22 protein-coding genes are annotated in these 25056 nt (G+C 44.5%); 15 read left to right on the forward strand and 7 right to left on the reverse strand.

Annotated features, from left to right (window positions below):
* Window positions 1-36: 36 nt before the first annotated feature.
* Window positions 37-933: a 3-methyladenine DNA glycosylase gene (locus JJ941_RS02240; protein WP_290961867.1), complete on the reverse strand. Its 897-nt coding sequence runs from the start codon at window positions 931-933 to the stop codon at window positions 37-39.
* A 99-nt stretch (window positions 934-1032) separates the two neighbouring features.
* On the opposite strand from JJ941_RS02240, the gene JJ941_RS02245 reads away from it, so the two are divergent.
* The 14 genes from JJ941_RS02245 to JJ941_RS02310 all read left to right on the forward strand — a co-directional run bounded on the left by JJ941_RS02245 (window position 1033) and on the right by JJ941_RS02310 (window position 17590).
* Window positions 1033-1899 carry a UbiA family prenyltransferase gene (locus tag JJ941_RS02245; protein ID WP_290961870.1) on the forward strand — a complete coding sequence of 289 codons (867 nt, stop codon included), beginning with the start codon at window positions 1033-1035 and terminating at the stop codon, window positions 1897-1899.
* A gap of 283 nt (window positions 1900-2182) precedes the next feature.
* The gene (locus JJ941_RS02250; protein WP_290961873.1) at window positions 2183-2827 is read left to right on the forward strand and encodes a thioredoxin family protein; all 645 of its coding nucleotides are present in this window, start codon (window positions 2183-2185) and stop codon (window positions 2825-2827) included.
* 62 nt (window positions 2828-2889) lie between these two features.
* The gene (locus JJ941_RS02255; protein ID WP_290961876.1) at window positions 2890-4068 is read left to right on the forward strand and encodes an aspartate aminotransferase family protein; all 1179 of its coding nucleotides are present in this window, start codon (window positions 2890-2892) and stop codon (window positions 4066-4068) included.
* A 174-nt stretch (window positions 4069-4242) separates the two neighbouring features.
* Complete coding sequence (locus JJ941_RS02260; protein WP_290961879.1) at window positions 4243-5604, forward strand: NAD-dependent succinate-semialdehyde dehydrogenase; 1362 nt, start codon at window positions 4243-4245, stop codon at window positions 5602-5604.
* 113 nt (window positions 5605-5717) lie between these two features.
* Window positions 5718-7439 carry an NAD+ synthase gene (locus tag JJ941_RS02265; protein ID WP_290961882.1) on the forward strand — a complete coding sequence of 574 codons (1722 nt, stop codon included), beginning with the start codon at window positions 5718-5720 and terminating at the stop codon, window positions 7437-7439.
* A gap of 99 nt (window positions 7440-7538) precedes the next feature.
* Entirely contained in the window at window positions 7539-9545 is a 2007-nt protein-coding gene (locus tag JJ941_RS02270) for a LysM peptidoglycan-binding domain-containing protein (RefSeq protein WP_290961884.1), read from the forward strand.
* Between the two features lie 4 nt (window positions 9546-9549).
* Window positions 9550-11193: a S41 family peptidase gene (locus tag JJ941_RS02275; RefSeq protein WP_290961886.1), complete on the forward strand. Its 1644-nt coding sequence runs from the start codon at window positions 9550-9552 to the stop codon at window positions 11191-11193.
* A gap of 3 nt (window positions 11194-11196) precedes the next feature.
* Window positions 11197-12048, forward strand: coding sequence for a PHP domain-containing protein (locus tag JJ941_RS02280; protein ID WP_290961888.1), 852 nt, complete (start codon window positions 11197-11199; stop codon window positions 12046-12048).
* 1 nt (window position 12049) lies between these two features.
* Window positions 12050-12520: a 6,7-dimethyl-8-ribityllumazine synthase gene (gene ribH, locus JJ941_RS02285; protein WP_290961891.1), complete on the forward strand. Its 471-nt coding sequence runs from the start codon at window positions 12050-12052 to the stop codon at window positions 12518-12520.
* 74 nt (window positions 12521-12594) lie between these two features.
* Window positions 12595-13422 (forward strand): isoprenyl transferase, encoded by an 828-nt coding sequence (locus JJ941_RS02290; protein ID WP_255134887.1) that lies wholly within the window; start codon window positions 12595-12597, stop codon window positions 13420-13422.
* A gap of 28 nt (window positions 13423-13450) precedes the next feature.
* A complete protein-coding gene (gene bamA / locus JJ941_RS02295) occupies window positions 13451-15910 on the forward strand; it encodes an outer membrane protein assembly factor BamA (protein ID WP_290961897.1) in 2460 nt (819 codons plus the stop codon).
* Window positions 15910-16446, forward strand: coding sequence for an OmpH family outer membrane protein (locus tag JJ941_RS02300; RefSeq protein WP_290961900.1), 537 nt, complete (start codon window positions 15910-15912; stop codon window positions 16444-16446). The genes bamA and JJ941_RS02300 overlap by 1 nt, the downstream gene beginning before the upstream one ends.
* Window positions 16447-16499: 53 nt before the next feature.
* A complete protein-coding gene (locus JJ941_RS02305) occupies window positions 16500-17018 on the forward strand; it encodes an OmpH family outer membrane protein (protein WP_290961903.1) in 519 nt (172 codons plus the stop codon).
* A 23-nt stretch (window positions 17019-17041) separates the two neighbouring features.
* The gene (locus JJ941_RS02310; RefSeq protein WP_255134883.1) at window positions 17042-17590 is read left to right on the forward strand and encodes an OmpH family outer membrane protein; all 549 of its coding nucleotides are present in this window, start codon (window positions 17042-17044) and stop codon (window positions 17588-17590) included.
* Between the two features lie 55 nt (window positions 17591-17645).
* Here JJ941_RS02310 and JJ941_RS02315 read toward each other — a convergent pair whose 3' ends face one another.
* Window positions 17646-18758, reverse strand: coding sequence for a hypothetical protein (locus tag JJ941_RS02315; RefSeq protein WP_290961908.1), 1113 nt, complete (start codon window positions 18756-18758; stop codon window positions 17646-17648).
* Between the two features lie 40 nt (window positions 18759-18798).
* Here JJ941_RS02315 and JJ941_RS02320 point away from each other — a divergent pair, with 40 nt between their 5' ends.
* Window positions 18799-19491 (forward strand): ribonuclease HII, encoded by a 693-nt coding sequence (locus tag JJ941_RS02320; protein ID WP_290961910.1) that lies wholly within the window; start codon window positions 18799-18801, stop codon window positions 19489-19491.
* A 7-nt stretch (window positions 19492-19498) separates the two neighbouring features.
* Here JJ941_RS02320 and rodA read toward each other — a convergent pair whose 3' ends face one another.
* From rodA to JJ941_RS02345, 5 genes are read right to left on the reverse strand one after another with little or no spacing between them, the layout of a single operon-like run.
* Window positions 19499-20749: a rod shape-determining protein RodA gene (gene rodA / locus JJ941_RS02325; protein ID WP_255134880.1), complete on the reverse strand. Its 1251-nt coding sequence runs from the start codon at window positions 20747-20749 to the stop codon at window positions 19499-19501.
* Window positions 20742-22607 (reverse strand): penicillin-binding protein 2, encoded by a 1866-nt coding sequence (gene mrdA, locus JJ941_RS02330; protein WP_290961914.1) that lies wholly within the window; start codon window positions 22605-22607, stop codon window positions 20742-20744. The genes rodA and mrdA overlap by 8 nt, the downstream gene beginning before the upstream one ends.
* Window positions 22608-22613: 6 nt before the next feature.
* Complete coding sequence (gene mreD / locus JJ941_RS02335; protein ID WP_290961917.1) at window positions 22614-23084, reverse strand: rod shape-determining protein MreD; 471 nt, start codon at window positions 23082-23084, stop codon at window positions 22614-22616.
* Window positions 23081-23923 carry a rod shape-determining protein MreC gene (gene mreC / locus JJ941_RS02340; RefSeq protein WP_290961920.1) on the reverse strand — a complete coding sequence of 281 codons (843 nt, stop codon included), beginning with the start codon at window positions 23921-23923 and terminating at the stop codon, window positions 23081-23083. The genes mreD and mreC overlap by 4 nt, the downstream gene beginning before the upstream one ends.
* Before the next feature lie 14 nt (window positions 23924-23937).
* On the reverse strand, window positions 23938-25002 hold the full coding sequence (locus JJ941_RS02345) for a rod shape-determining protein (RefSeq protein WP_255134876.1): 1065 nt from the start codon (window positions 25000-25002) through the stop codon (window positions 23938-23940).
* Window positions 25003-25056: the final 54 nt, after the last annotated feature.

Raw genomic sequence — 25056 nt, forward strand, 5'->3', positions numbered from 1 at the left:
ATTGAGTGATCCCTCGATCATCACCATATCACTTAATCATTCCACTTTCTTTAAAACTTCCCTCATCTTTTCAATGATTCTCTCGCGTATGGGAAGGCCTTTTCGGAAGATCATTTCCTGCTTTTGTTTGTATTCCTTTCTGCCGGCTTCCGTCTCAATTTTGATGGGCTCCAGCCCTTGATCTCGTAAATCGTAAGGGCTGGCTTGCATATCTATATGTCGGGCCTCAACTGCCAGTTCGAAGGCATCCAGGATGAGTGAACTGGAAATCCATGGATACATCTTGAAAGCCCATTTATACAAATCCATATTTGAATGAATGCACCCCGGTTGTTCGGTCTTGTGAAATTTCTCCCGCGATAACTCAAAGCGGTTCATGGGTTTTGCCGGTTGGGTGAAAAAGCGGAAGGCATCAAAATGGGTGCAGAGTAACGGTCGTGATTCCACAAATTCGGCCAGCTCATCCGGTTCCATACGCATGGGAACCTGATCATGCCTTGGATTATCCGTTTTATAAACCATTGCCCATTCGTGCATTCCAAAACAGCCAAATGAGGGTCGGCTGTTCTGTGTGTTCTCCAGCATCTGCAGCATCCATTTCAAAGAGGAGATGCGTTTTTCAGGGAAGAGGGCAGGGTCTATAAAAGCGATGTCGCCATTAACAGTAAGCTCACTTACTTCAGGTAACAAATCGAAATTTGAAAAGGAAAGCGATACTCCCATTCCGGGCGACCATCTCCTCAACCCCGAAGGACGAAAGGCATAGTATTCGAAAAGAAAATCCATAACAGGATTCTTTTCCTGACGAGACCGCGCTTCCAGGTAATCATCCAGTAACTCATTCACCCGTTGTTCGTGAGCTTCCTTTTCGTGCAACCACTCAGACTCAGCAATCAGTTTTTGATTCTCAATTTGTTTTGTCTCTGCTAACATATCACAAAGATAAGGAATGATTATTCAGGAATTAAAAACTCAATAGGTTAAATTCAGCTAACGAGAAATACTACAACTGAATTACCAAAGCCAGTAAACTTGAAGCAACTTCTGAATTTCATCATTCACCTTAGGCTGCACTACCAGTTTTTTATCCTTTCCGGAGGTTATTTAATCGCAGCGCTCTTTGTGGATGCAGTAGCATGGGACCAATTTTGGCTGCAGTTTATAAACGTGCATGTGCTCTTATTTGGCGGGGCTACGGCCTATAATTCCTGGTGGGATAAAGATGAAGGTCCCATTGGGGGACTAAAATCACCCCCAAAAATGAACACATGGATGTGGCCGGCTTCGTTGATCATGCAATATGCCGGCTTAGGCTGGGCAATTACCGTCGGCTGGAATTATGCCATCATTTATGCCGTCAGCATGTTGTTTTTTTGGCTGTATTCAACCCCGCTTGCCCGGTGGAAAGGGAAACCAATCCTTAGCATAGTTGCCATTGGCATCAGTACCGGAACCAACTCCTTTTTTCTGGGCTATCTGGCAGCGGGAGCTTACCCGATTAGCATCTCGGAAGATATCATTGCTTTAGGAGTGGCCGCGATAATATTGAGTTTGTACCCGGTTTCCCAGATTTATCAAACGGACGAAGATGAGGGCAGGGGAGATCGTACCTTTGCAGTTCGGTTTGGGTTGAAGGGGGTGAAATGGTTTTTTGCCATCCTTTTCTTACTTGGAGCAACCTTGCTTTCTGTATTGCTTGATCACCAAAATGAGCAATTGGGAATGATATTCGGAGGGGTGACTTTTACAGCTTATGCTGCCCTTAGTACCTTTGTTTGGAAACTGGAAGGAAATCAGGATGAATATGATACCGTGATGAAAATGAAGTTCTTTGCTTCTTTCAGCTTTGTGGCTTTTATAGGCGGAACGTTGTTGCTACAAATTCTTTTTCAAAACTGAGTTCAATTAACATTGGAAGCCAGATTTATCTCCCAGCCCTATCTAACCCTTCCAGAGTTAAGCCTATTTGCTTGAGTCAAATAAATTGCCATAACTCTGGAAGGGTTATGGGGAATAAGCAGAATTTTTCTTCTTCATATAATCTCCAAATAGATTCGTTTTCATTGATTACGATTGAAGTAAGAAAACAGCTTGTGGAAGCTTCTATACAATCGATTAGTTAATGAAGCGATGCACCAAAACAATTATATTTCAAATTTAAGTAGTACGACTAACAAATAGCATGGAAACAGCAGTAGATTCGGTAATAACGAGAAAGCTCATTGAGAACACCATTTCTTTTGAGGAATACACAGACTTGGTACAGCAATTATTTAAAGAGGACCGGACAACCAATGAGGATAACCGCCCTGATATGCTGGAGTACACCAAGTTGAATATACACCGGACCTCCAAATGGAATAAGAGAGCAAAAATCTCTGAAGAGCTTGCACATGAGCTTAAGAACTTTCCAAACCGGATGACGTGGTTGGTTATTACCGAAGGCTGGTGCGGGGACGCGGCTCAGTCGTTGCCTTTCATCCACAAAATGGCCGGATTGTCGGATAACATTGAGCTTAAACTTATTCTGAGAGACCAGTATCCGGAAGTAATGGATGAATTTCTGACCAATGGCTCCCGCTCTATCCCCAAGCTGATTGCTCTGGATAGGGAAACGCTGGAGGTTTTGGGAACCTGGGGTCCACGACCAAAGGAAATTCAGGAAGTATATATGAGCGAAAGGGCAAACCCTGAAATCGAGAATAAGGTTGCATCTGAAAATCTGCATTTATGGTATGCCCGCAACAAAGGGAAAGCTATGCAGGAAGAGTTTATTCAGCTACTCGATGAGTGGAAGAAGAATGAACACAAAACCGGAAATCGGTAAGCCACTACATTTATTTTGAATTACTTAGCTATCTTAGGGAAAATCTTAGCTAAAATTCAGAAGTGTTAAAGAAATTCCTCAAGTACATAGCTCAGACCAGTGATGCTCCCATGGGGCTGGAAATTTCTCATGCCGAGGGCCCCTTCTTTTTTACCACAGACAATAAACGGTACGTGGACTTTATTTCAGGCATTGCCGTAAGCAGCCTGGGTCATCGCCATCCCAAAGTAATTCAAGCTATCCACGAACAGGTTGACAAGCACCTGCATGTGATGGTGTATGGAGAATTTGTGCAAAAACCGCAGGTTGATTTTGCGGATTTGCTAACCTCAAATCTTCCTGAACAGTTGAATCAGGTTTATTTTGTAAACAGCGGAACAGAGGCTACCGAAGGCGCTCTGAAGCTGGCAAAAAAATACACCGGGCGAACAAAATTTATTGCTTTTAAGAACAGCTATCACGGCGACACGCATGGCTCACTGAGTGTGACCGGCCGGGATGTGTACAGGGATCCTTATCTGCCGCTTTTGCCGGATGTTCATTTTCTTTCTTTTAATTCGGAAGATAACCTGGACTTGATCGATGATAAGACCGCTGCTGTAATTATGGAGCCCATACAGGGAGAGGGTGGGATTATTCCCGCTGATAAGCAGTGGCTGCAGGAAGTCCGCCGAAGATGTGATGAAGCCGGCGTGCTGCTTATCTTTGATGAAATTCAATCGGGCTTTGGTCGCACAGGAAGCCTGTTTGCTTTTGAGGAATACGAAGTTACTCCTGATATCCTTTGTCTGGCTAAAGCTATGGCCGGAGGCATGCCGATGGGGGCTTTTGTTTCATCCGCCGAAATTTTTCAAACCTTTAAGTACGACCCGCCGCTGAATCACGTAACGACTTTTGGCGGACACCCGGTTTCTGCAGCTGCAGCATATGCCAACCTCAAAGAACTGCTATCGGGCAATTATTTACAGCGAGCGAAGGAAATAGAGCAAATCACCAAAGAAAAATTGAGGGGCCCGGGGATTGTTGAAGTCCGTGGCAAAGGCGCCATGCTGGGCCTTCAACTGGAAAGCTGGGATTTAACCAAAAAGGTTGTTGAAGATTGTTTTGAAATGGGGATTTTGCTGGGCTGGACTCTTCACTCCAATACGCTGATTCGCCTGGCACCGCCATTAATTATCGAAGACGATTTACTGCACGAAGTGCTGGACAGGATTATGGAATCTGTAGAAAAACATTCGTGATGGAACGCGGATAAAGCGGGTTTGGCGGATGATCACGGATTTTGAAATGTACCTGAATCTTGTAATCCGAAAATCCTGAGAATCATAGTTCAAACCCTATCTCTTGAAGAAACGGAATTGAAACTATTGATATGCTGTTTTATCGATTAAGAAACTCAACAAAAGAATAGTTACATGAAAACTATAAATCCTGCTACCGGAAAAGTCATCAAAGAATATGATGATATGAGCTTTGATGAAGTGGATGAGATTATTCAAAAAGCGAATGCTGCTCAGGCCGACTGGAAACAAACCGGTTTTGAAGTAAGAGGATCTTACCTCAATGAAATTGCCGGAATTCTGAGGGAGCAGAAAGAGGAGTTGGGTAGGCTGATGGCAGAGGAGATGGGCAAGCCTCTGCAGCAGGGAATCGGAGAGGCCGAGAAATGTGCCTGGGTTTGTGAATATTATGCCAAACACGCTGAAGATTTTTTAAAAGACGACCCGGTTCAAACAGATGCTTCCAAAAGTTATGTTACCTTCAATCCGTTGGGTGTGGTTTTGGCCATCATGCCGTGGAATTTCCCCTTCTGGCAGTTATTTCGGTTTGCAGCCCCTGCACTCATGGCCGGAAATGGTGCTGTACTCAAACATTCAGAAAATACAACCGGATGTGCCTTAAAGATTGAAGAAATCATCCATGAAGCTGGAATTCCCAAGGATTTATTTCGAACGATTGTGCGTGATAAATCCAATATGAAACAGGTAATTCAGCACGAAGGTATTGCTGCAGTAACCCTAACTGGTAGCACTCGGGCAGGAAAAGCTGTGGCAGCACAGGCTGGAGAAATGCTCAAGAAAACCGTACTTGAATTGGGAGGCAGTGATCCATCCCTCATTCTTAAAGATGCAGATATCAAAGCCAGCGCTGAGACCTGCGTAAACTCAAGGCTACTGAACAGCGGGCAAAGTTGTATTGCTGCCAAACGGTTTGTAGTGGTGGAAGAGGTGTATGATGAATTCCTGGAAGAATTCACTGCTCTGATGGAAGCCAGAAAAGTGGGAGATCCATTTGATGATAACACCGATGTTGGTCCTCAGGCAAGGGTTGATCTCAGAGATCAGCTACATGAGCAGGTTCAGGAAAGTATAAAGAATGGAGCTGAACTGGTTATGGGAGGAGAAAAACCGGAAGGTGATGGAGCTTTTTATCCTGTAACTATCCTTACGAATGTAAAACCCGGAATGCCGGCCTATTCGGAAGAGTTGTTCGGTCCGGTGGCAAGCATCATTAAAGTGAAGGATGAAGAAGAAGCCATTCAGGTAGCCAATGACACAAATTATGGCTTAGGTGCTTCGGTCTATTCTCAGAATGTGGAAAACGCCGAAGAAATTGCAGCCACAAAACTGGAAGCCGGTTGCTGCTTTGTTAATGAACTTGTTAAATCCGATCCCCGCCTGCCATTTGGTGGTATTAAAAATTCCGGCTATGGACGAGAATTAGGATTATATGGCATCCACGAATTCATAAACACCAAAACAGTGTACGTTAAGTGAAAAGTAAATATTGATGAGTAAGTAGATCCATCAACCTATATCACTTAATCACGTCATCACCTTATCACTTAACCACCAAACTCCTTATCTTGAATCCAATTAATTAAGAGACTGTGCGCATACGACTTCAACAACTGAACCCGATAATCGGGGATTTAACCGGAAATCAGGAACTGATTCTGTCAGCTATTCGCGAAGCTGAGAAAGATGGAATAGAACTGTTATTGCTACCTGAATTGGTGACATGCGGCTACCCGCCTATGGATTTAATGGAGCGCCGTGTATTCCGTGAATTACTTTACAAGGTGAATCGCGAAATCATTGATTCTACGGGAGAAACAACGGTTATATTTGGTTCAATTACCGAAAACCTGACAGGGAAAGGCCGGTCTTGCTATAATTCGGCCATTGTAGCTCAGCACGGAGAAGAGGTAACACGGGTTCACAAGACTCTGCTCCCAACATACGATGTATTTGACGATCTGCGGTATTTTGAGCCAGGTAATGAATTTGAGCCGGTTGTTATCAAAGGATTTCCATTCGGGATTACCGTATGCGAAGATATCTGGTTTAACGATAATGATGTTCAGTACCACATTTACGATGTAAATCCTGCCGAAGTATTGGCAAACAAAGGAGCAAAAGCCATTATCAACATTTCGGCTTCTCCCTTCAATAAAGATAAACCGGTGTCCCGGAAAAGAATGCTTCAAAATCATGCCCGGAAGTTAGGAACACCACTTTTTTATGTGAATCAGGTGGGCGCCCAAACCGAGCTTTTGTTTGACGGTGATTCCCTTGCTTTTGATGGTTCCGGAGAGATGAAAGCTCGATCCAAGAGATTCGAACCGGACTACATGGATATTATCTTCAATGAAGAAGATCAGTCGGTTGAAGCTATAACGGATGTGGAGGCAAACTTTGAAACACCGGGCAAAGAGCAGGTTATGTTTGAAGGTCTGGTAATGGGAGTTCGCGATTACCTGAAAAAATCCAACGCCGCCGATAAAGTGATATTAGGTCTGAGCGGGGGAATTGACTCTGCCCTGGTTTGTACGATTGCGAAAGAAGCACTCGGGGCAGAAAATGTAAAAGCTGTGACGATGCCATCGAAGTTTTCATCGGCAGGAAGTGTCTCCGATTCAGAAAGGCTGGCGGAGAAACTGGGGATTGAACTCCTGGAAATCCCCATAAAAAATATTTACGAAGAATACCTGAATGCGCTGGCTCCGGTTTTTGAGGGAACTGAATTCAATGTGGCAGAAGAAAATCTGCAAAGCAGGACCCGTGGTGATCTACTCATGGCCATTGCGAATAAGTTTGGATATATGCTGCTGAATACAGGAAATAAATCCGAAATGGCTGTCGGTTACTGCACACTGTATGGCGATATGGCCGGGGGATTATCCGTCATATCCGACGTTTACAAAACCGAAGTTTATGATATTTGCCGCTGGCTGAATGAAGAATATTACGGGGAAGAAGTAATTCCGGAGGCCATTCTTACCAAAGCTCCAAGTGCGGAATTACGCCCAGATCAAAAAGATTCAGATTCTTTGCCCGACTACGGAACTTTAGATACCATTTTGAGATACTACCTGGAGGAGCAGCGATCAAGAGAAGAAATCATCAGTAGCGGCTTAGACGAGCACACCGTAGATAAAACCCTCCGATTGGTAGATTTGAACGAACACAAACGATTCCAGGCACCACCCGGGCTAAAAGTGTCCGCAAAAGCCTTTGGAACCGGGCGCAGATGGCCATTAGCGCAACAATGGACCGGGCAAGAGAAGCAAATCATTCAATCCGGAAAAATTAATAAAGAAGGGCGCTAATTCGTTGTTTTCTTCGTTGATGTTGCCGTGAGTTCTATTCTCCCAATTCTATACAATAATTAGTACTTTAGACAATCATTTTAAAATCATCTCTAATACATGCTTAAGAAGTTACGAAAAACGGCTATTGCCATAACCTGTTGTATGTTTATTGCACCCGGCATTTCTGCCCAGGACACCACTGCAACACTCGATTTAAAAGAAATGCCATTGCGGCTTTTGGATTACAAAAGTCCTATGCAAGGTTTGCAGGAAGGTGATGGAATAACCCAGCAACCGGCCATGCAGGAACTGGATAACTTCCAGAAAGATATCATGAGTCGCATTTCGGATATCTATCGCATACACATTAAAGCGATGGAAGCCCAGGTAAGCAATGATCCTCTGGAAGCAGAAGCTCAGATTAATGATGCCGTAGCTGCCACTCAGGGACTGTTGGATGATTATCCTGAAATCCGGGGCGACCGGCGATTTACCGAACTGTACCGATCCGTAATTTCAGAATACCGACAGTTTTATGGTATCACGGAAGTTGGGAATGAGCCTGAAGGAGAGATTTTTGCTATTCAGGAAGAACTGTTTTCTGAAGATGACAGCTGGATGAACGAAGATTATGACTTCCCGGAAGACCTTCCACTGAATAAAACGGATGTTCCGCTTATTCAGAATGACAAAGTAAACCGCCACCTGGTTTATTATACGTTACGTCGGCCTGAAGTAATGGAGACGTGGTTACAACGAGCAGTTAAGTACCAACCTATGATGCGCAAGATCTTTAGAGAAGAGGGCGTACCCGAAGAACTTACATACCTCGCTTTTATTGAAAGTGGATTAAACCCAAGTGCACGTAGTTGGGCTGCTGCTGTTGGAATGTGGCAGTTTATCAGGGCAACCGGCTCCGTTTATGGACTGGAAGCTAACTGGTGGATTGATGAGCGTCGCGATCCCGAAAAAGCAACCCGTGCAGCAGCACGTCACTTAAGAGACTTATACAATATTTGGGGTGACTGGCACCTTGCAATGGCGAACTACAATATTAGTCCGCGTGGGCTGAAACGAGCCATCAACAGAGCGGGTGGAGTTGAAGATTACTGGGCAGCTTATCCATATCTGCCAAGAGAAACCCGTGGGTATGTTCCCGGCTTTATTGCCACAACCTTAATTGGGATGAACCCTGAAGAATTTGGATTCCAGAAAAGCTATCCCGGTGAGCCCTATTCCTACAAAGTAGTAGAAGTTGACGGGTTAATGGAACTGTCGGATTTAGCAGCTGCTGCAGGTATCACCACTGAAGAACTTAAAGAATACAATCCTGAACTGCTTCGCTGGGCAACCCCTCCGGGAGGAAAGTATCCACTGAAACTGCCTGTTGAAACGGACAGAGAAGAATTTCTGGCTGAGTACAATGAGATTCCTAAAGAAAGCCGAAGCCAGAACATAACCATGCATACGGTTCAAAGGGGAGAGTCTCTGGGAATTATTGCTCGTAAATACGGAACTACTGTAGCCGGTTTGTATGGCTCCAATGAAAACCTCTCCAGTACTATCTACCCCGGGCAGAAAATTGTAGTGCCTCTTCCTCAGGGAAGTGCTACACAGATTTCTGCCAACAAACCCACAAACCAGCAGCGAAGTGTGACTACCAGACGGTCGTCCTCATCTCAGGTTAGTGCCCCTGCAAATTCAACAGCCGTGACCTATAAAGTGAAAACAGGTGATACGGTTGGGCATATTGCTGAGTGGTATGATGTAAGAGCGTGGAATATCCGCACGTGGAACGGCATCGGCAATACCATAAGGGTAGGGCAGTCGCTTACCATTCATGTGCCAAAAAGCCGGAAGAGCCATTACGAAAAAGTAAACGAAATGAGCTACGCCGAGAAGCAGGCTATCGAGCGCAAGCAGCGCCGTGGAGAAGACATTTTTATCGCATCCGCAACATCAACCGATAGCGATAATTATACCACCTATACCGTTAAGCAAAACGACACCCTTAGCGAAATAGCAGAAAGCTTTGGCGTTGGCTTAAGTCAATTGAGAAGCCTGAATAATATCTCCGGAAACCGGATTTATGTAGGCCAGACTCTCAGAATTTCTGCCAACTGATTTTATGACCAGGAAAGGGAAATATAAAGCAACCTTTGCCACAGCGCTGATTATACTTGCTTCGGCAGGGATAGCTGCACAGCAGACGGATATCTATTTCCTGATCAAAAAGAACTTTAGCATTTTCAGTAATGCCTATGAAAATGTGGCCCTGGAGTATGTGGATGAGGTAGATCCCGAGATACTCATGCGAAATGGTATTGATGCCATGCTCGAAACATTGGACCCCTACACCGTCATGTTCAATGAATCTCAAAACGAGCAGGCCGAAATCATGTCGCGAGGCAATTACGCTGGCATCGGTATTGAAGCCGGCTATCGTGACGGGGAAGTGGTTGTGATTGCACCTACTGAAGGCGGCCCGGCCGAGCAAGTCGGCATCAGGGCCGGAGATGTGATTGTTGCCGTTGATGGAGTTTCAACCGAAGGACTTCAACCCGAAGAAGTAAATGCGCTGACAAGCGGAGAGGTCGGATCAGATGTTACCATTTCCATAGAACGTTTTGGACTTGATCAAACGCTGGATTTCACCCTCAACCGGCAGCGCATTGAAGTGAGCAATATTTCTTATTCCGGTTTGATTGGGGAAGAGGGAAAAACCGGTTATGTTAGACTCACTCAGTTTGGCAGTAACTCTGCTGAGGAAGTCAGACAAGCCATGATTAATTTGACGGAGAGCACGGAGCTGGATGGTTTAGTGATTGACCTAAGGGACAATCCAGGAGGTATTTTACAGGAAGCCGTAGGTATTATCGACAAGTTTATTGAGCCCGGCATTACCGTTGTGGATATACGCGGGCGAGTAGCAGAGTATAACCAAACCTTTGCAACGCGAGAGCCTGTTATGTTCGACAAACCGGTGGTGGTTTTGATGAATGAGGGAAGTGCCAGTGCCTCAGAAGTACTTGCCGGCGCTCTTCAGGATTTGGACAGGGCTTTGATAGTCGGAGAACAGAGTTTTGGGAAAGGGTTAGTTCAGGTGGTTAAGCCATTGCCGTATAATACATCCCTGAAGATCACTATTTCGCGTTACTACATTCCAAGCGGCAGAAGTATTCAGTCTATTCAGTACACGCATCAGGGGCGGAATTCTGCGGTTATGAATCAAGACTCATCCAAAAGAGAATTCAAGACCCGCAACGGCAGAACGGTGTATGAAGGAAGAGGCATTGAGCCCGATGTGGAATCTGGAAAAGGCGACCTGAGTATTCTGGAGATAGCCTTGCTCCAAAAAGGAATGTATTTCGATTTTGCTACTGAATATGAAGCCACACATGATTCCTTTGTCTATGATGCATTACCTGATGACGTTTTTGAGGAATTCAGAAATTATCTTACCGAAAATGGCTTTGATTTCGCCACTGAATCCGAGAAACTGCTAAACGAGTTGTCTGCCCAGCTTAGAGGAGTGGATGGTGCCGAAAATCAATTAAACGGACTTAGAACGGCTATTTCCAGAGAAAAGGAGAAGCAGTTTACAGAAGATGAAACTGAAATTCGCAGAAACCTTTATCTCGAGTTGGTTTCCCGATATGAGGGGCAAACAGGAAGGGTGGAAGCCGGACTTAAATCAGACCCGGACGTACTCAAAGCCCTTGAGTTTATTGCCAACGAAGCAGAAATGAATAAGCTGCTTTCAGGGGAATAAAGCATGCCTCTTAAAGCAGATTTACATATCCATACCACCTGCTCCGACGGCCGTTTATCACCTGAAGAAGCCGTGCAAGTGGCCAAGGATAAAAATCTGGCAAGCCTGGCGATAACGGATCACGATACCTGTCAGGGGTATTTCAAAGCTGTTGATAAAGCAAATGAGTTGGATATTGAGCTCATTCCCGGTGTGGAGATTACATCCGTGCTGGCAGATAAAGAAGTTCACATACTTGCCTATTATTTTGATCCCGATACCAATTATCTGGAAGAATTCCTGAAAGAGCAGAAGAAAGCCCGAAAAAACAGGATTAAAGGGATTATTAAAACGGTGAAGAAGTCGGGAATTGATGTTGAGTATGATGAGGTTTGGGCAGAGGCAAACGGAGCGAATATCGGCCGGCCACACCTGGCTCGGGTGCTTACCCAGAAAGGATATGTAAGCAGCCCTAAAGAGGCTTTTATCAGGTACCTGAGCAATCAGAAATTGGGTTCTATTGAAAGCACTTATCCTGATTACCGGGAAGTGATTGAGATCATCAAAAATGTGGGCGGAGCCAGTGTGGTGGCTCACCCCGGAAGGTTTTATTCTTCGGATGAAATGCGGGCCTTTGTAGATGCAGGCATTGACGGTGTTGAGTGTATTCACCCCAGTCATAATTTCAAGCTGCAAAAAAAGTACACCGAATTTTGTGAGGAGCACGGATTATTGATGACCGGAGGCAGTGATACCCATGAAGGTGTCGATGCCGGATATACCAATTTGGGTGTGGTTACGATTGCCTACAAGCATATTGAGAAAATGAAGAAAATGACGGAACAACGAAAAAACATTACGGAAATTAAGAGTTAGTATGGCAGCAGAGTTAATAGAAGGCGACACAAATCCCGGAAAAGTGAAAATTGGCATCGTGGTATCAAAATGGAATTCCATGATTACCGATAAGATGCTGGACGGGGCTTTAAAAGCGCTTAAAGGTAATGGGATAGAGGAAGCGGACATCACGGTAGTAAAATGTCCCGGCTCCTATGAAATACCGTTAACCGTGCAAAAGGTTCTGGAGAACCGAGACGTAGCCGGTGTGGTTGCCCTGGGAGTTGTGATAAGAGGAGGAACACCACATTTTGACTACGTATGTGACGCTGTTAACCGTGGAATTACCGATTTAATTTTAAAACATAATAAACCCGTGGCGTTTGGAGTTTTAACTACCGATGATGTGAAACAGGCGATGGAACGAGCCGGTGAGAAAGGGAATAAGGGTGGAGAAGCCGCTTTGGCCCTTTTAGAGATGATATCAATGGAACAAAAACTAACTTCCTGAAAAGATTATTTACCTTGATAAAGGACAAGCAAAGCTCTAATTTTCAAAGCTTCAAAAACAGCCCAAAAAATCACTTGAAAGAGCTTACTTTAACAAACACCGTACAGACTGAAGACGATAAGAAGAATCAGGAAATCCTGAAGAATTCAGGCGAGATTCCTCTTCATATTGCCATAATTATGGATGGCAACGGTCGGTGGGCTAAGAGTAAGGGAAGTATCAGGCTGCATGGCCACAAAGTTGGAGTTGACTCGGTTCGGGACATTACAGAATCGTGTGCTCAGCTGGGTGTTAAATATTTAACGCTGTATGCTTTTTCAACGGAAAATTGGGGACGTCCATCGGCAGAAGTGCAGGGCTTGATGAGATTGTTGGTTTCCTCACTCCGTAAAGAGGCTGAAAACCTGAATAAAAACGATATCAGGCTGGCCACCATTGGTCAGATGGACCGCTTTCCAAAGAATTGCCAGAATGAGCTTCAGGAGGCTATTGAGCTCACCAAAGATAATAAGCTGCTGGAATTGTGCCTGGCACTGAGTTATTCCGGACGATGGGATATCACCGAGGCAGTTAAGAAAATAGCTCATCATGTAAAGGAAGGACGTTTAGACCCCGACCTTATCAACGATCAAATGATAAGTGACCACCTTTCGACCGCAGATGTTCCCGATCCGGATTTAATAATCCGTACCAGTGGGGAGTATCGCATCAGTAACTTTCTATTATGGCAGCTGGCATACTCCGAACTCTACATTACGGAAACCTACTGGCCGGATTTCAGAAGAGATGAATTATACGAAGCCATTCGTTCCTATCAGCAAAGAGACCGAAGGTTTGGAAAAATTCCATCATCCAAAGACGAAAACTCCTATTCATCTCGTTTAGTTAACAAAAAATCATAAGCATTAACCAAAAGGCGTGTTGTTACTTTTGAAAAGATTACTTTTTGCAACCTTATTGACGTTCGGCTTCACTTCTCATCTTTTACAGGCTCAGGATATTGAATTAACCGACCCCACTACACTCACCCCGGCCGAGTATCAAATTATGGAGGTAACGGTTGAAGGGAATAAAAACACCCGCGAGCAATTCATTAAAAATGCCAGTACGCTGGTTGAGGGAAGCTCCATTACCTATCCGGGTGGAGATAAACTGACAAGAGCAATCAGCCGACTTTACCGGTCAGGACTCTTTTCAGATATCAAGATTTTTGTTACAGATCGAACTTCTACCGGAATCAGTTTTCTTATTAAAGTAGAGGAGCAGGCACGCATCCTGGAGTATAAGTTAAAGGGTATTAAGCGTTCAGAGCGACGTGATTTGGAAGATTTGCTGGTTTTAACCCCCGGAACGGTAATTACTGAATCCGCTATTGGTCAGGCCAAGAACACGATCCGACGTTTTTACGAAGATAAAGGGTATTGGTACACGGAAATTGAAACCAGCACAAAAGAAGTGGAAGGGGTGGAAGACCGTGTTCGACTCATTTTTGACATCAAGCCGGGAGAACGGTTAGAGGTTAAGGACATTGTTTTTAAAGGTGCTGATGAGTTCAAAGACCGAAAGCTGCGTCGTCAAATAAAGCCACTTAAGGAAGATGCCTGGTGGAAAATTTTTGGCAAAAAGGTATTTAAAGAAGAAGAATTTGAAGAGGGAAAGGAAAGTGTGTTAACCTTCTACCGTGAAAATGGATTCACCGATGCCCGAATTATAAAAGATTCGGTGTACACGTACGAGCATGACGGATTATTCAAAGATAAAACCGGACTCAAGGTAGTGGTGACTATTGAAGAAGGCCCGCAATATAAAGTCCGTGATATCACCTGGGACGGAAATACGGTTTACTCCAATGAAACGCTCACACAGGTGCTGGGTTTTGAGAAAGGGGACATTTTCAACCAGAACAAATTTGAAGAAAATTACAGCTTTGGCGAAAGCAGCGTTAGCAGTTTGTACCAAAATAACGGATACCTGTTTTTCAGGGCTGTTCCAAATGTTACGAAAGTTGCTGAAGACTCTCTCGATATCCACTTTGATATTTATGAGGATGAAATTGCCACTATTCGCCACGTAAGCTTCTCCGGAAATACACGAACTCACGATGATGTAGTACGCCGTACGTTGAGAACCACTCCCGGAAATCGCTACAGCAGAGATGCCGTTATCCGAACCATTCGTGAACTTGGTACGCTGGGCTTTTTTGATCCGCAAAACATTCAACCCGATATTTTACCGAACCGTGAAGATAAAACCGTTGACATCAATTATCGCTTAGATGACAGCCAAAGTACCAGTAACTTTGAGTTTTCCGGTGGTTATGGTGGCCCGAGTATTGGTGTGATTCTCTCTGCCCGGGTTAACTTCAATAACTTCTCGTTAAAACGTGCTTTTGAAGATGGCGGCTGGACTCCAATCCCTTCCGGTGATGGACAGAAATTATCATTGGGTGTTCAGGTTACCGGTACAGGTTATCAGAGCTACAGTTTTGGTTTCCAGGAGCCATGGTTCCAGGGTAAGCCTACATCGGTTGGGGTGAATGTATCTTATAACTTGTTGAACTACAGAGGTTCCACGGAAAGAAATGAGCTGTTTTCAAGCTCAGTTTCCATGGGTAAGCGTTTGAAGTGGCCGGATGATTATTTCTCTACACAGTCAATTATCGGCTACCAGTTATACAATATTGAAGGGAACTCTTCTTTCCTTGCAGACGGAACTTCCAGCCTGTTAACCTTTGAGCAAGTGCTGGAAAGAAATTCTGTTGATAACCCAATTTCTCCGATGACGGGTTCTAAATTTACGCTTTCGTTTGAAGCGGCCCCTCCACTGCCGGGATTCTCTGAATATTATAAATTGACATCGGCCTACCAGCATCATGTGCCGGTTGTTGAAAAGCTTGTGTTAACCAGTCAGGTGCAATATGGATACATCGGTTACTTTACTGATGACAAGCGAAGTGAGCTGAATAAGTTTTTAGTTGGTGGTACGCAGTTACAACAGCGTCAAAGCTTTTTGTATGATAACATTGACCTGCGTGGTTACCCCGGTGGTACCACAACCAGTATTTCTCCGATTGTTGATGGCAGAAAAGTAGCCGGAACAATGTATAGTAAGTATTCACTTGAAATGAGATATCCGGCCGTTTCCAACGAACAGGTTCAGATTATTCCTTACGTTTTCACCGACGCAGGTAATTCATATCTTGACTTCAATGATTTCGATCCCTTCCGTGTAAAAAGATCAGCCGGTTTGGGAGTTCGATTATACCTTCCCGTGCTGGGCTTGGTTGACCTGAGTTACGGTTATCGTCTTGATGGCGTTACGGTACCAAACAGTGCTGATGTACAGCCGGGGAACTGGGAATTCTTATTTAACATAGGAGCACCGTTCTAATGCGATTGTATAAGTATTTATTTATTGCTGCTCTGGTTGCGGGACTATCTCAATCTATATGGGCGCAGGAGCAAAAAATCGGATTTTATGAGTCTGATTACATTCTTCAGCAGATACCGGAGTATGAGGGGATTCAGCAGCAGCTGGATTTACTGAGCACCCAGTGGAAGGAGCAGGTAGAAGAGATGGAGAATGAGATTCAGCAGCTTCAGGAAGACTATGAAGCCAAAGAAATACTATATACTGATGAAATTCGTAATCAAAAAAAGCAGGAAATAGCTCAAAAGAAGAGACAAAAAGAGCAATACCTTGCCCAGAAATTTGGACCTGAGGGAGAGTATTTTTCCCGGCAGCGTGAATTGTTAGAGCCTATACAACGCCAGGTTTTTACAGCTGTACGAGCAGTGGCTCAGCAGCAGAGTTTTGATTTTGTATTCGACCGTTCAGGCGACATCTATATGGTGTATGCCAATAATGAATACAATTTAAATGATGATATTTTGTTGGAACTGGGAATCGAGGTAGAAGAACAGTAACGACAATTGACTGAAAAAACTTTTAAATTAGAAAAAACGACAGATCCACAAACATGAGTAAAAGAATTACCGCAATTATCCTTTTCCTGAGCGTTTTTGCGCTCCAGGATGCTATGGCACAGGTGAAAATCGGTTACACCAATCCCGCCCGTGTACTTAGCCAACTTCCTGAAGTAGAAGAGGTTGACGAACAAATTAATACCCTGATTGACCAAAGAGATGAGGAGCTGGCTGCAAAAGCCACCGACCTGCAACAAATTTTCTCTAACTACGAGTCTTCCATGGCCAATCTTTCTCAGCAGGAAAGAGCAGTTAAAGAGCAGGAGTTGATGGAAATGAACCAGGAGTTTGAGCAGGATCGTGAGACCATGATGAATGAAATTCGCCAAAAGCGAAATGAATTAATGGCCCCCATCATCGAAAAGATGAATGCAGCAATGGAAGAAGTTGCACAGGAGATGGACCTTGACCTGGTACTTAATGAAGGAACTTCTTACGGAGACGCCATTATCTTTTTTGCAGAAAATGAAGGTCTCGACATCACCGACGAAATTATAGCAAAATTAAAATAATCAAAGCCAATAAAACGATACAAATGAAGAAATTAAGCTTATTACTTGTTTCCTTTTTGATTGCCTTTTCATCCATGGATGTTGCCAAGGCACAGGAAGCAGAAATGAAAATCGGTTACGTAAACCCGCAAGCTGTGCTTGCTAAAATGCCGGAAATGGCTGCGATACAGAAAAGACTGCAAAATTTTGCAGAACAGAAGCAGCAGGAACTGCTTCAGAAAGAGCAGGATTTTCAACAGCAGGTTGCTGAGTATGAGCAAAAAGCAGGCGTAAGAACACAGGAAGCTAACCAAAGAGAACAAGAGCGTCTGGCTCAGCTGCAGCAGGATTTAAGTACAGCTCAGCGTGAAGCAGAGCAAGCACTTCAGCAGCGCCGCCAGGAACTGTTAGGCCCTATGTTTACACAAATTGGTACAGCCATTGACGCGGTAGCCAAAGAAAAAGGCCTGACTTATGTATTGAATACAACCACCTCAAGCGGTGACCTGATTATTCTTTATGCTTCTGATGAATACCAGTCTAAATATGATATTACCGACGCGGTAATGCAGGAACTGGGTGTATTCAACTAAGCGAATACGTATCCAACATTACTTTGAGAAGCCGTTCAATTCTGGGCGGCTTTTTTTATTTCACATTTTTTTTCCGATTCCGGATATAATCCTCAAAAATATATCCGCCTAAATTATCAAGAGAGGCAAAGTAGGCTTTTCCTTTGTTGGCTTCCGTCATTTCCCGCACAAAACTTTGTAGATAAGGATCTTGCGCAATCATGAAGGTGGTGATAGTAATTTGATCTCTGCGGCATTTCACGGCTTCGTCAAGTACCTTATTGACGATTTTACGATCCAGCCCAAAGCTGTTCTTATAAAGTCTGCCGTTTTCAATCATACAGGACGGCTTCCCGTCGGTTATCATAAAAATCTGTTTGTTGGCGTACTTTTTACGCTGAAGAATATGACGTGCCACTTCAAGACCTTGCTTGGTGTTGGTGTGATATGGACCCACTTTTAAATAAGGCAGATCATCCACGGAAATTTTCCAGGCTTCGTTGCCAAACGCTACTATATCCAGAGAATCCTTGGCATAGTTATTCATGATAAGTTCTGAAAGGGCCATAGCCACTTTTTTGGCCGGTGTGATGCGGTCTTCGCCATATAGTATCATAGAGTGACTCAAATCGATTAGCAGAACCGTAGCATTAGATGTGTAGTGATCGGTTTCATAAACTTCCAGATCATCTTCCTGTAGGTTGAAAGCGTCAATGCTACTATGGTTCAGCATGTTCAACATAGTGCCCACGCTGTCTATTTGCCCGATGTCATCGCCCTGCGTCCATTTTCGGGTCTCCGGCTGGCGTTCCAATCCTTTACCGGTGTGGGGCGTTTTGTGCGATCCTACTCCACCTTTCTCAAGGTCTTTAAAAATTTCTTCCAGTGAACGTTTTCTGAGGCTGCGCTCCGTTTTTTTGGTCATGATGAAACCGGCACTACCACCATCATTTTCGATATAGCCTCTTTCCTTCAGTTCATCAATGAAATCACCCAAAGAATAGCCATCATCAAACTGTCCGGTAATGTCATATTCATTATCGAGATCGGTAAGCCAGTTCAGAGCTTGTTTCACTTCCCCGCTGGATATAGTTAGCAGCTGTTGAAACAAGTCCCACAAAGTATCGAACGGAGATTTCCCATTTGTCTTGGCAAATCGCTCATCCCACTCGAAATATTTAAAGTGCATAATCAGATCCCTTTTTCATATCAAATACTAAGTGGAGCAAATGAGTTCCATTAATTCAGAAAAGAATAGAATACATGAATATATTCAATGCGAAATCAGGAACGAAGAAAAGCATATCATCGACCGGTTAAAATTTGAACGACAATTGTGGGCAGAAGGCTACACGCATGTAATGGGACTGGATGAAGTAGGCCGCGGATGCTTGGCGGGACCGGTTGTAGCTGCCGGAGTGGTATTTCATCCAGATACAGACATACCGGAGATAAGAGACAGTAAAGGGATTGGAGAAGAAGAACGAAACAGGCTGGCAAAGCAAATAAAAGAGGAAGCCTTGCTGTGGACAGTTCAGGAAGGAAGTATTGCTGAAATTGACAAGTTGAATATTCTCTGGGCTTCACTTCACACCATGCAGAAATGTGTTGATGCCACCAAAATTACCCCGGATTATTTGCTGGTGGATGGCAATCGATACATTAGTTCGCTGATACCTTACACGTGTTTGGTAAAAGGGGACGACCGGTCGATGAGTATTGCGGCTGCATCCATTCTGGCAAAGGTTTACAGGGATGATTTGATGCGAAAACTCCACGAACAATTTCCGGAATATGGTTGGGATACAAATGTCGGTTATCCTACAGCCACTCATAAAAAAGGATTGAAAGAATTTGGCTATACCGTACATCACCGGACCTCCTTCAAGTTAGGCACTTCCAAAAAGCGACCTTCAAAGTAAATCTGCTTTAGCGGTAGATGCTGAAATCCCGTTTATAGAAGTCCATATTTAAACATATGGCCAACATAAGGGTGTTGGTGATAAAGGCCGACCCGCCATAACTTACAAATGGAAGCGGCAAGCCGATTACCGGGAGAAGGGCAGAAGCACTCCCCACATTGATAAAGAAATGCACAAAAAAGACAGAGGCAACACTCACCGTTACCAACTGAGCAAAAGGGTGCTTATGGCTGCCAGCCATGTTCAACAAGCGGATGAATAAGAAAAGGAAGGTAATGATTACAATTGCAGCACCCACAAAGCCAAATTCTTCTCCAATCACACAAAAAATAAAGTCGGTCCACTGCTCCGGTAAAAATTTAAGCTGAGTTTGGGTTCCCTCTAAAAATCCTTTGCCGGTTAATCCGCCTGAGCCAATGGCTGTTTTCGCCTGAATTACATTCCATCCTGCCCCGGTAGGGTCGTAAGCAGGATTTGTAAATGCGGCAATGCGGGCAATTTGATGAGGTTGCAGCAGCTGAGTAAGTGCCAGCTGTACCCCTGAGGTAGTCAGCAAGCCGGTGATGAGGGATGTGATGGATAACCAGACTCTTCGCTGAATAAAGAAGATGGCGGCCGTCAAAATTACGGCTGCAATCACACCATAATACCATTCTATAACCGATAAATATGCGATGATGGCCGGAGATATGATGAAGAGCGAAACTCCGTAAGGTAACCCGGACCAGAACAGCATGACGGGAATCAGCGTCAGAAAAATCAATGCCGTTCCAAGATCGTTTTGCATGAAAACGAGAATGGTTGGTATCAAAATTATGATCACAGAAATAACAGCGTAACGAACATTCTCTGCAGAAATATCCCGGCGACTTGTAAGATAATTTGCCGTAGCCAGGATCGTGGCAATCTTCATTAACTCACTGGTTTGCAGGTTAAATGGCCCAAAACGCAGCCAGCTTTTGGCACCATTTACTTCGGTACCAAAATAGAGGGTTATCACCATTAGCACTAAACAGATGGCGTAAAAGGCGTAAGAAAGCTGAATGAAGTTTCTCGGAGATATTAGCTGAACCGCTGCCAGCATAAATACGGAAAGGGAAACAAAGATGAGTTGCTTATAGAAATTGTCCTGAATGTATTCCGGCAAAAACTGGGACACCGGGCCCTGTGTAGCACTGTAAATAGCTACAATACCAATGGTGAACAGCACCACCCAGGCGAAAACTACAGACCAGCTAAATTCTCTGATGTTATTCATTCTGTGCGGGCTGATTTAGTTGTGGGGCAGGTTGTTCGTCTTCCTCTTCTTTGGGCTCAAAGTTCAGTACGTAATTATAAACGTAAGGCCGGGTTATTTCGCCCTGCAGATACTTCTCAATTACCAGAGAGGCGATGGGGGCTGCCGATGTGGAAGCAAAGCCGGCATTCTCAACAAATGCGGTAACAACAATTTCAGGATTGTCAAGCGGAGCGTAGGAGGTAAACCATCCGTGGTCCATGCCATGTGGGTTTTGGGCCGTTCCGGTTTTCCCGGCAATTTCAATATTAGGATGATTGGCATACCAGCGTCCGCTTCCTTCTGTCACAACACCACGCATCCCGGCTTTAACCACTTCAAGGTACTCATCCCGCAGCCAGTCAATTTTCGTACTTTCGGTGCGTACGCGGCTAATGGATCCATCCGGATGCTTGAAAACCTGCACTAAATGAGGTTTTACCCGATACCCTCCGTTGGCAAAAATGCTGGTCATTTGAGCAATTTGAATAGGGGAAACAGAAACCATTCCTTGCCCAACTCCAAAGTTGATAAGATCTCCGAGCCCCCATCTTCGTTCCCCAAGCCGTCTGTTCAGGTACGTGCTGTCCGGGATGAGGCCCGAATTGGCGTTAGGCAGATCTACATTACTGGCTACACCCAAACCGAAATCTTTAACCAGGCTGCTCCATTCATTAAGCTTGCCCTGAGAAGCGATCTTATCCATCAGCGAAAAGAAATAGGTGTTACTGGAAAAAGTGATGGCTTTTTTCAGGTCATACTCGCCAACGGGAGCTAAATCTCGGTAGGCCCGCCCGCGCACATAAGCTCCGCTGTTATAAATTTTTGTTTGCGGGGTGATGATTCCCATGTGCAAACCGATGATTCCCATTAACGGCTTAAAGGTAGAGCCCGGGGGTTGACGGCTTGAAATGGCCCGGTTATACAGGGGAGTTGTTGAATCCGCATTAATTGCCTGCCAGTAATCCTGATCCAGCCGTCCGGCGAGTTTGCTAAGGTCGTAAGTAGGAGAGCTGACCATGGCAAGAATGGCTCCGGTATTTGGGTTCATAGCAACCACAGCTCCGCGTTTACCTTCCATCAGCTTTTCAGCAAATATCTGTAGCTCCGTATCTATAGTGGTGATGATATTGCTCCCCTGCTCGGGATTGCGGCCAATTTCATTCCCTTCAAACTCTCCAAGAGCTTGTCCAAAAGCATTTACTTTGAGGTACCTGATGCCCAGTTCTCCGCGCAATGAGTCTTCATAGATCATCTCAAGGCCGCTTTTGCCAATTTTGTCGCCAAGACGGATGGTCTCAGATTGCCGATATTCGTTTTCATTGGCTTCCCGTAAATATCCAAGGAGGTGCGAGGCTTTCATCTCGGTGGGATAGTGACGTTTACTCTCTATCTGATGACCAATTCCGGGCAGCTGCCACAGGTTTTCCTGAACAGCCGAGAACGTGGGGAAATCTATCTCTGTAAACAACCGGGAAGTACGATGCCAGGAATACTGTTGAGCTTCCTGAACCTTGGTGTTTAAGAGGGAGTCAGAAACTCCAAGTAAATCAGCAAGCAATGGAATGTTACTTTTATCGAAAAGGGAAGGGGTGATGGTGATCGAAAATATGGGCTCATTATCGACAATAAGATTTCCGTTTCGGTCATAAATCAAACCGCGTGCAGGATCTACATATTCCTGCCGAACGGAGTTTTCCTGACCCAGAGCGGCGTACACTTCGTACTCCACAATCTGCAGGTAGAAAATCCGCCCCAGCACAATCAGAGTAAGCCCAAGTATGATAACCTGAAGCGCCCGGATAGAAGTTCTTGTTCGATTTGTTTGACCGGTGGACATCTGTGTCTAATTTCCTTTAAAAATGAAAAGCATGGCTCCCAACAGTGCTGTATATAAACTGTTTCCAAGGATAAAAATTATAGGACTAAATCCGGTTGTATAAGCCTCAATGAAGCTGCTTAATCCAAGGAAAATCAGGTTATGGAAAACAGCCGCCGCAGTGATAACAAGGAAAATCTGCCACAATAATAAACGCCCTTCTTTTCTTTGGTTCACGAAATTAAAGAATGCAAAACACATCAGCGTTTTGGCAAACATGTGTAATCCCCAAAAGTCAAAAAGGGCATCCTGTACCAGGCCAAGTGAGGCAGCAAATAACACCAGCTTAATGCGATCGTATTTCATGGCCAGCCAAAGCAGGTAAAGAATCAGCGGGTCGGGAGTGGCTCCAAATAAGCTCAGGTGCTGAAAAATGAGTACTTCAGCCAGAATGAAGCATAAGCCAATCAAAAAGTCTTTTAGGGTTTCTGCACTCATTCAAAAAGCTGGTTATAATCTTGTTGAAGGTTTACGATACTCGTATCAGGCTGAAATTCGATGACAAAGCCCTGTGCAATATCAGCCAGTATCACAAAGGGTTCTAAATAAATGCGTTGGGTTTCACGTCCAGGTTCCGGCTCAGACCGGATTACCCTTCCTATAGGAATTCCACCAGGAAATTGGTTGCTGTTTCCTGATGTTTCCACCACATAGCCACTGTCAATAGGAATGGTCTTGGGTACAAAGTCCATCACAAGTTCACCATATATTTCACCCGGCCAGCTCACAATACCATGAGCCTGATTCTCCTGAATGCGTGCACTTACCCTGAATAAAGAATTATAATAGGGCATCACCTGTGAGTAGTAAGTTCCGGTGAGTACAATTTTTCCGATCAATCCATCAGAAGTAACAAGGGGCATTCCGTCTTCTAATCCATCAGAACTTCCGGCATCAATGGTCAGGATATTATTTGATCCTGTTAACTGCTTCCCAACAATAGAAACAGGAGCTAATTCAAACTGACTACGCTCTCTGTATCCCAGAAGACGTCGAAGCTCACGATTCTCTTGCTCAATGGACCGGAGCCGGCTCAGTTCATCCTGCAATAAAATATTCTGGCGCTGCAGGTAGGTGTTAGTGTTGAGGGCTTGGCGGTAAACCCTGATGTTAGCCAAAGGTTCTTCGAGCAAACTCAGGCCCGTCACGGAAATTTTTCGCAGGGTATCAATGCCGCCCTGATGCCTGCCAATCATTATGGCTAAGGCAAAAACCAGGATAAGAGCGGTAACTATGTAATCTTTAGCATCACTTAAATTGAATGATCTAAATCGCATTCATTTCCAGGGGATTAGGAAATTACCGGACGGTAATATTCGAGATTTTCAAGTATGGCACCGGTTCCGCGAACTACGGCTGTTAATGGATCTTCTGCAATGTGGACAGGAAGATCGGTTGTTTCCATGATCAGTTTATCCAGATTCTTTAACAAGGCTCCGCCTCCGGTCAGCATAATTCCGCGATCCAGAATATCGGCCGACAGTTCAGGAGGAGTTTGCTCCAGAGATTTTGTAATCGACTCAACAATGGTGTTTACCGATTCCGCTATAGCTTCGCGGGCATCTTTGGAAGTAATGTGACGTGTTCTTGGAACCCCGTTTACAAGGTCACGACCTTTGGTAATCATCTCCAGCTCTTCATCAAGAGGAGCGGCTGAACCAATCTCACATTTAATTTTTTCGGCCGTTCGCTCACCAATCAAGAGGTTATGATTTCTTCGGAAGTAGTTAATGATGTCTTCGTTGAGTTCATCACCGCCTAAACGAACCGACTGCGCATAAACAATTCCTGATAGCGCAATTACGGCAATTTCTGTAGTACCACCACCGATATCCACGATCATACTTCCCACCGGCTCATGAACATCCAGTCCGATTCCGATTGCAGCGGCCATGGGTTCATCCACAAGATAAACTTCTTTGGCCCCGGCATGTTCGGCGCTGTCTCGTACGGCACGGCGTTCAACTTCCGTAATTCCGCTGGGTACACAAATAACCATTTGTCGGGTGGTGGAATACCACTTCATCTTCACTTTCTTGATCATCCCACGGATCATCTGCTCGGCAACTTCAAAATCAGCAATAACGCCATCTCTTAACGGGCGTACGGTTCTGATTTTGTTGTGCGTTTTCTCGTGCATCAATCTCGCCTGATGTCCTGTAGCAACAGGAACATTCTGTTGATTGAGAGCAACAATAGAAGGCTCATTTAAGACAATACCTTCTCCCCGAGAGTAGATCAACGTGTTTGCGGTTCCTAAGTCAATTGCTATATCGGTGTAAAGAAAATCTAAAAAGCCCTTCTGAGCTTGTTTTTTTGAAGACTGTGAAGGGTTTGCTCCGCTGGAATCTGACATTTGCGCTGATTAAGTGAATTGAACTTTAATGGGATGATATAATCATGAGAAAAT

The organism is Gracilimonas sp. (genome assembly GCF_017641085.1).
In the GTDB taxonomy this organism is placed as follows: domain Bacteria; phylum Bacteroidota; class Rhodothermia; order Balneolales; family Balneolaceae; genus Gracilimonas.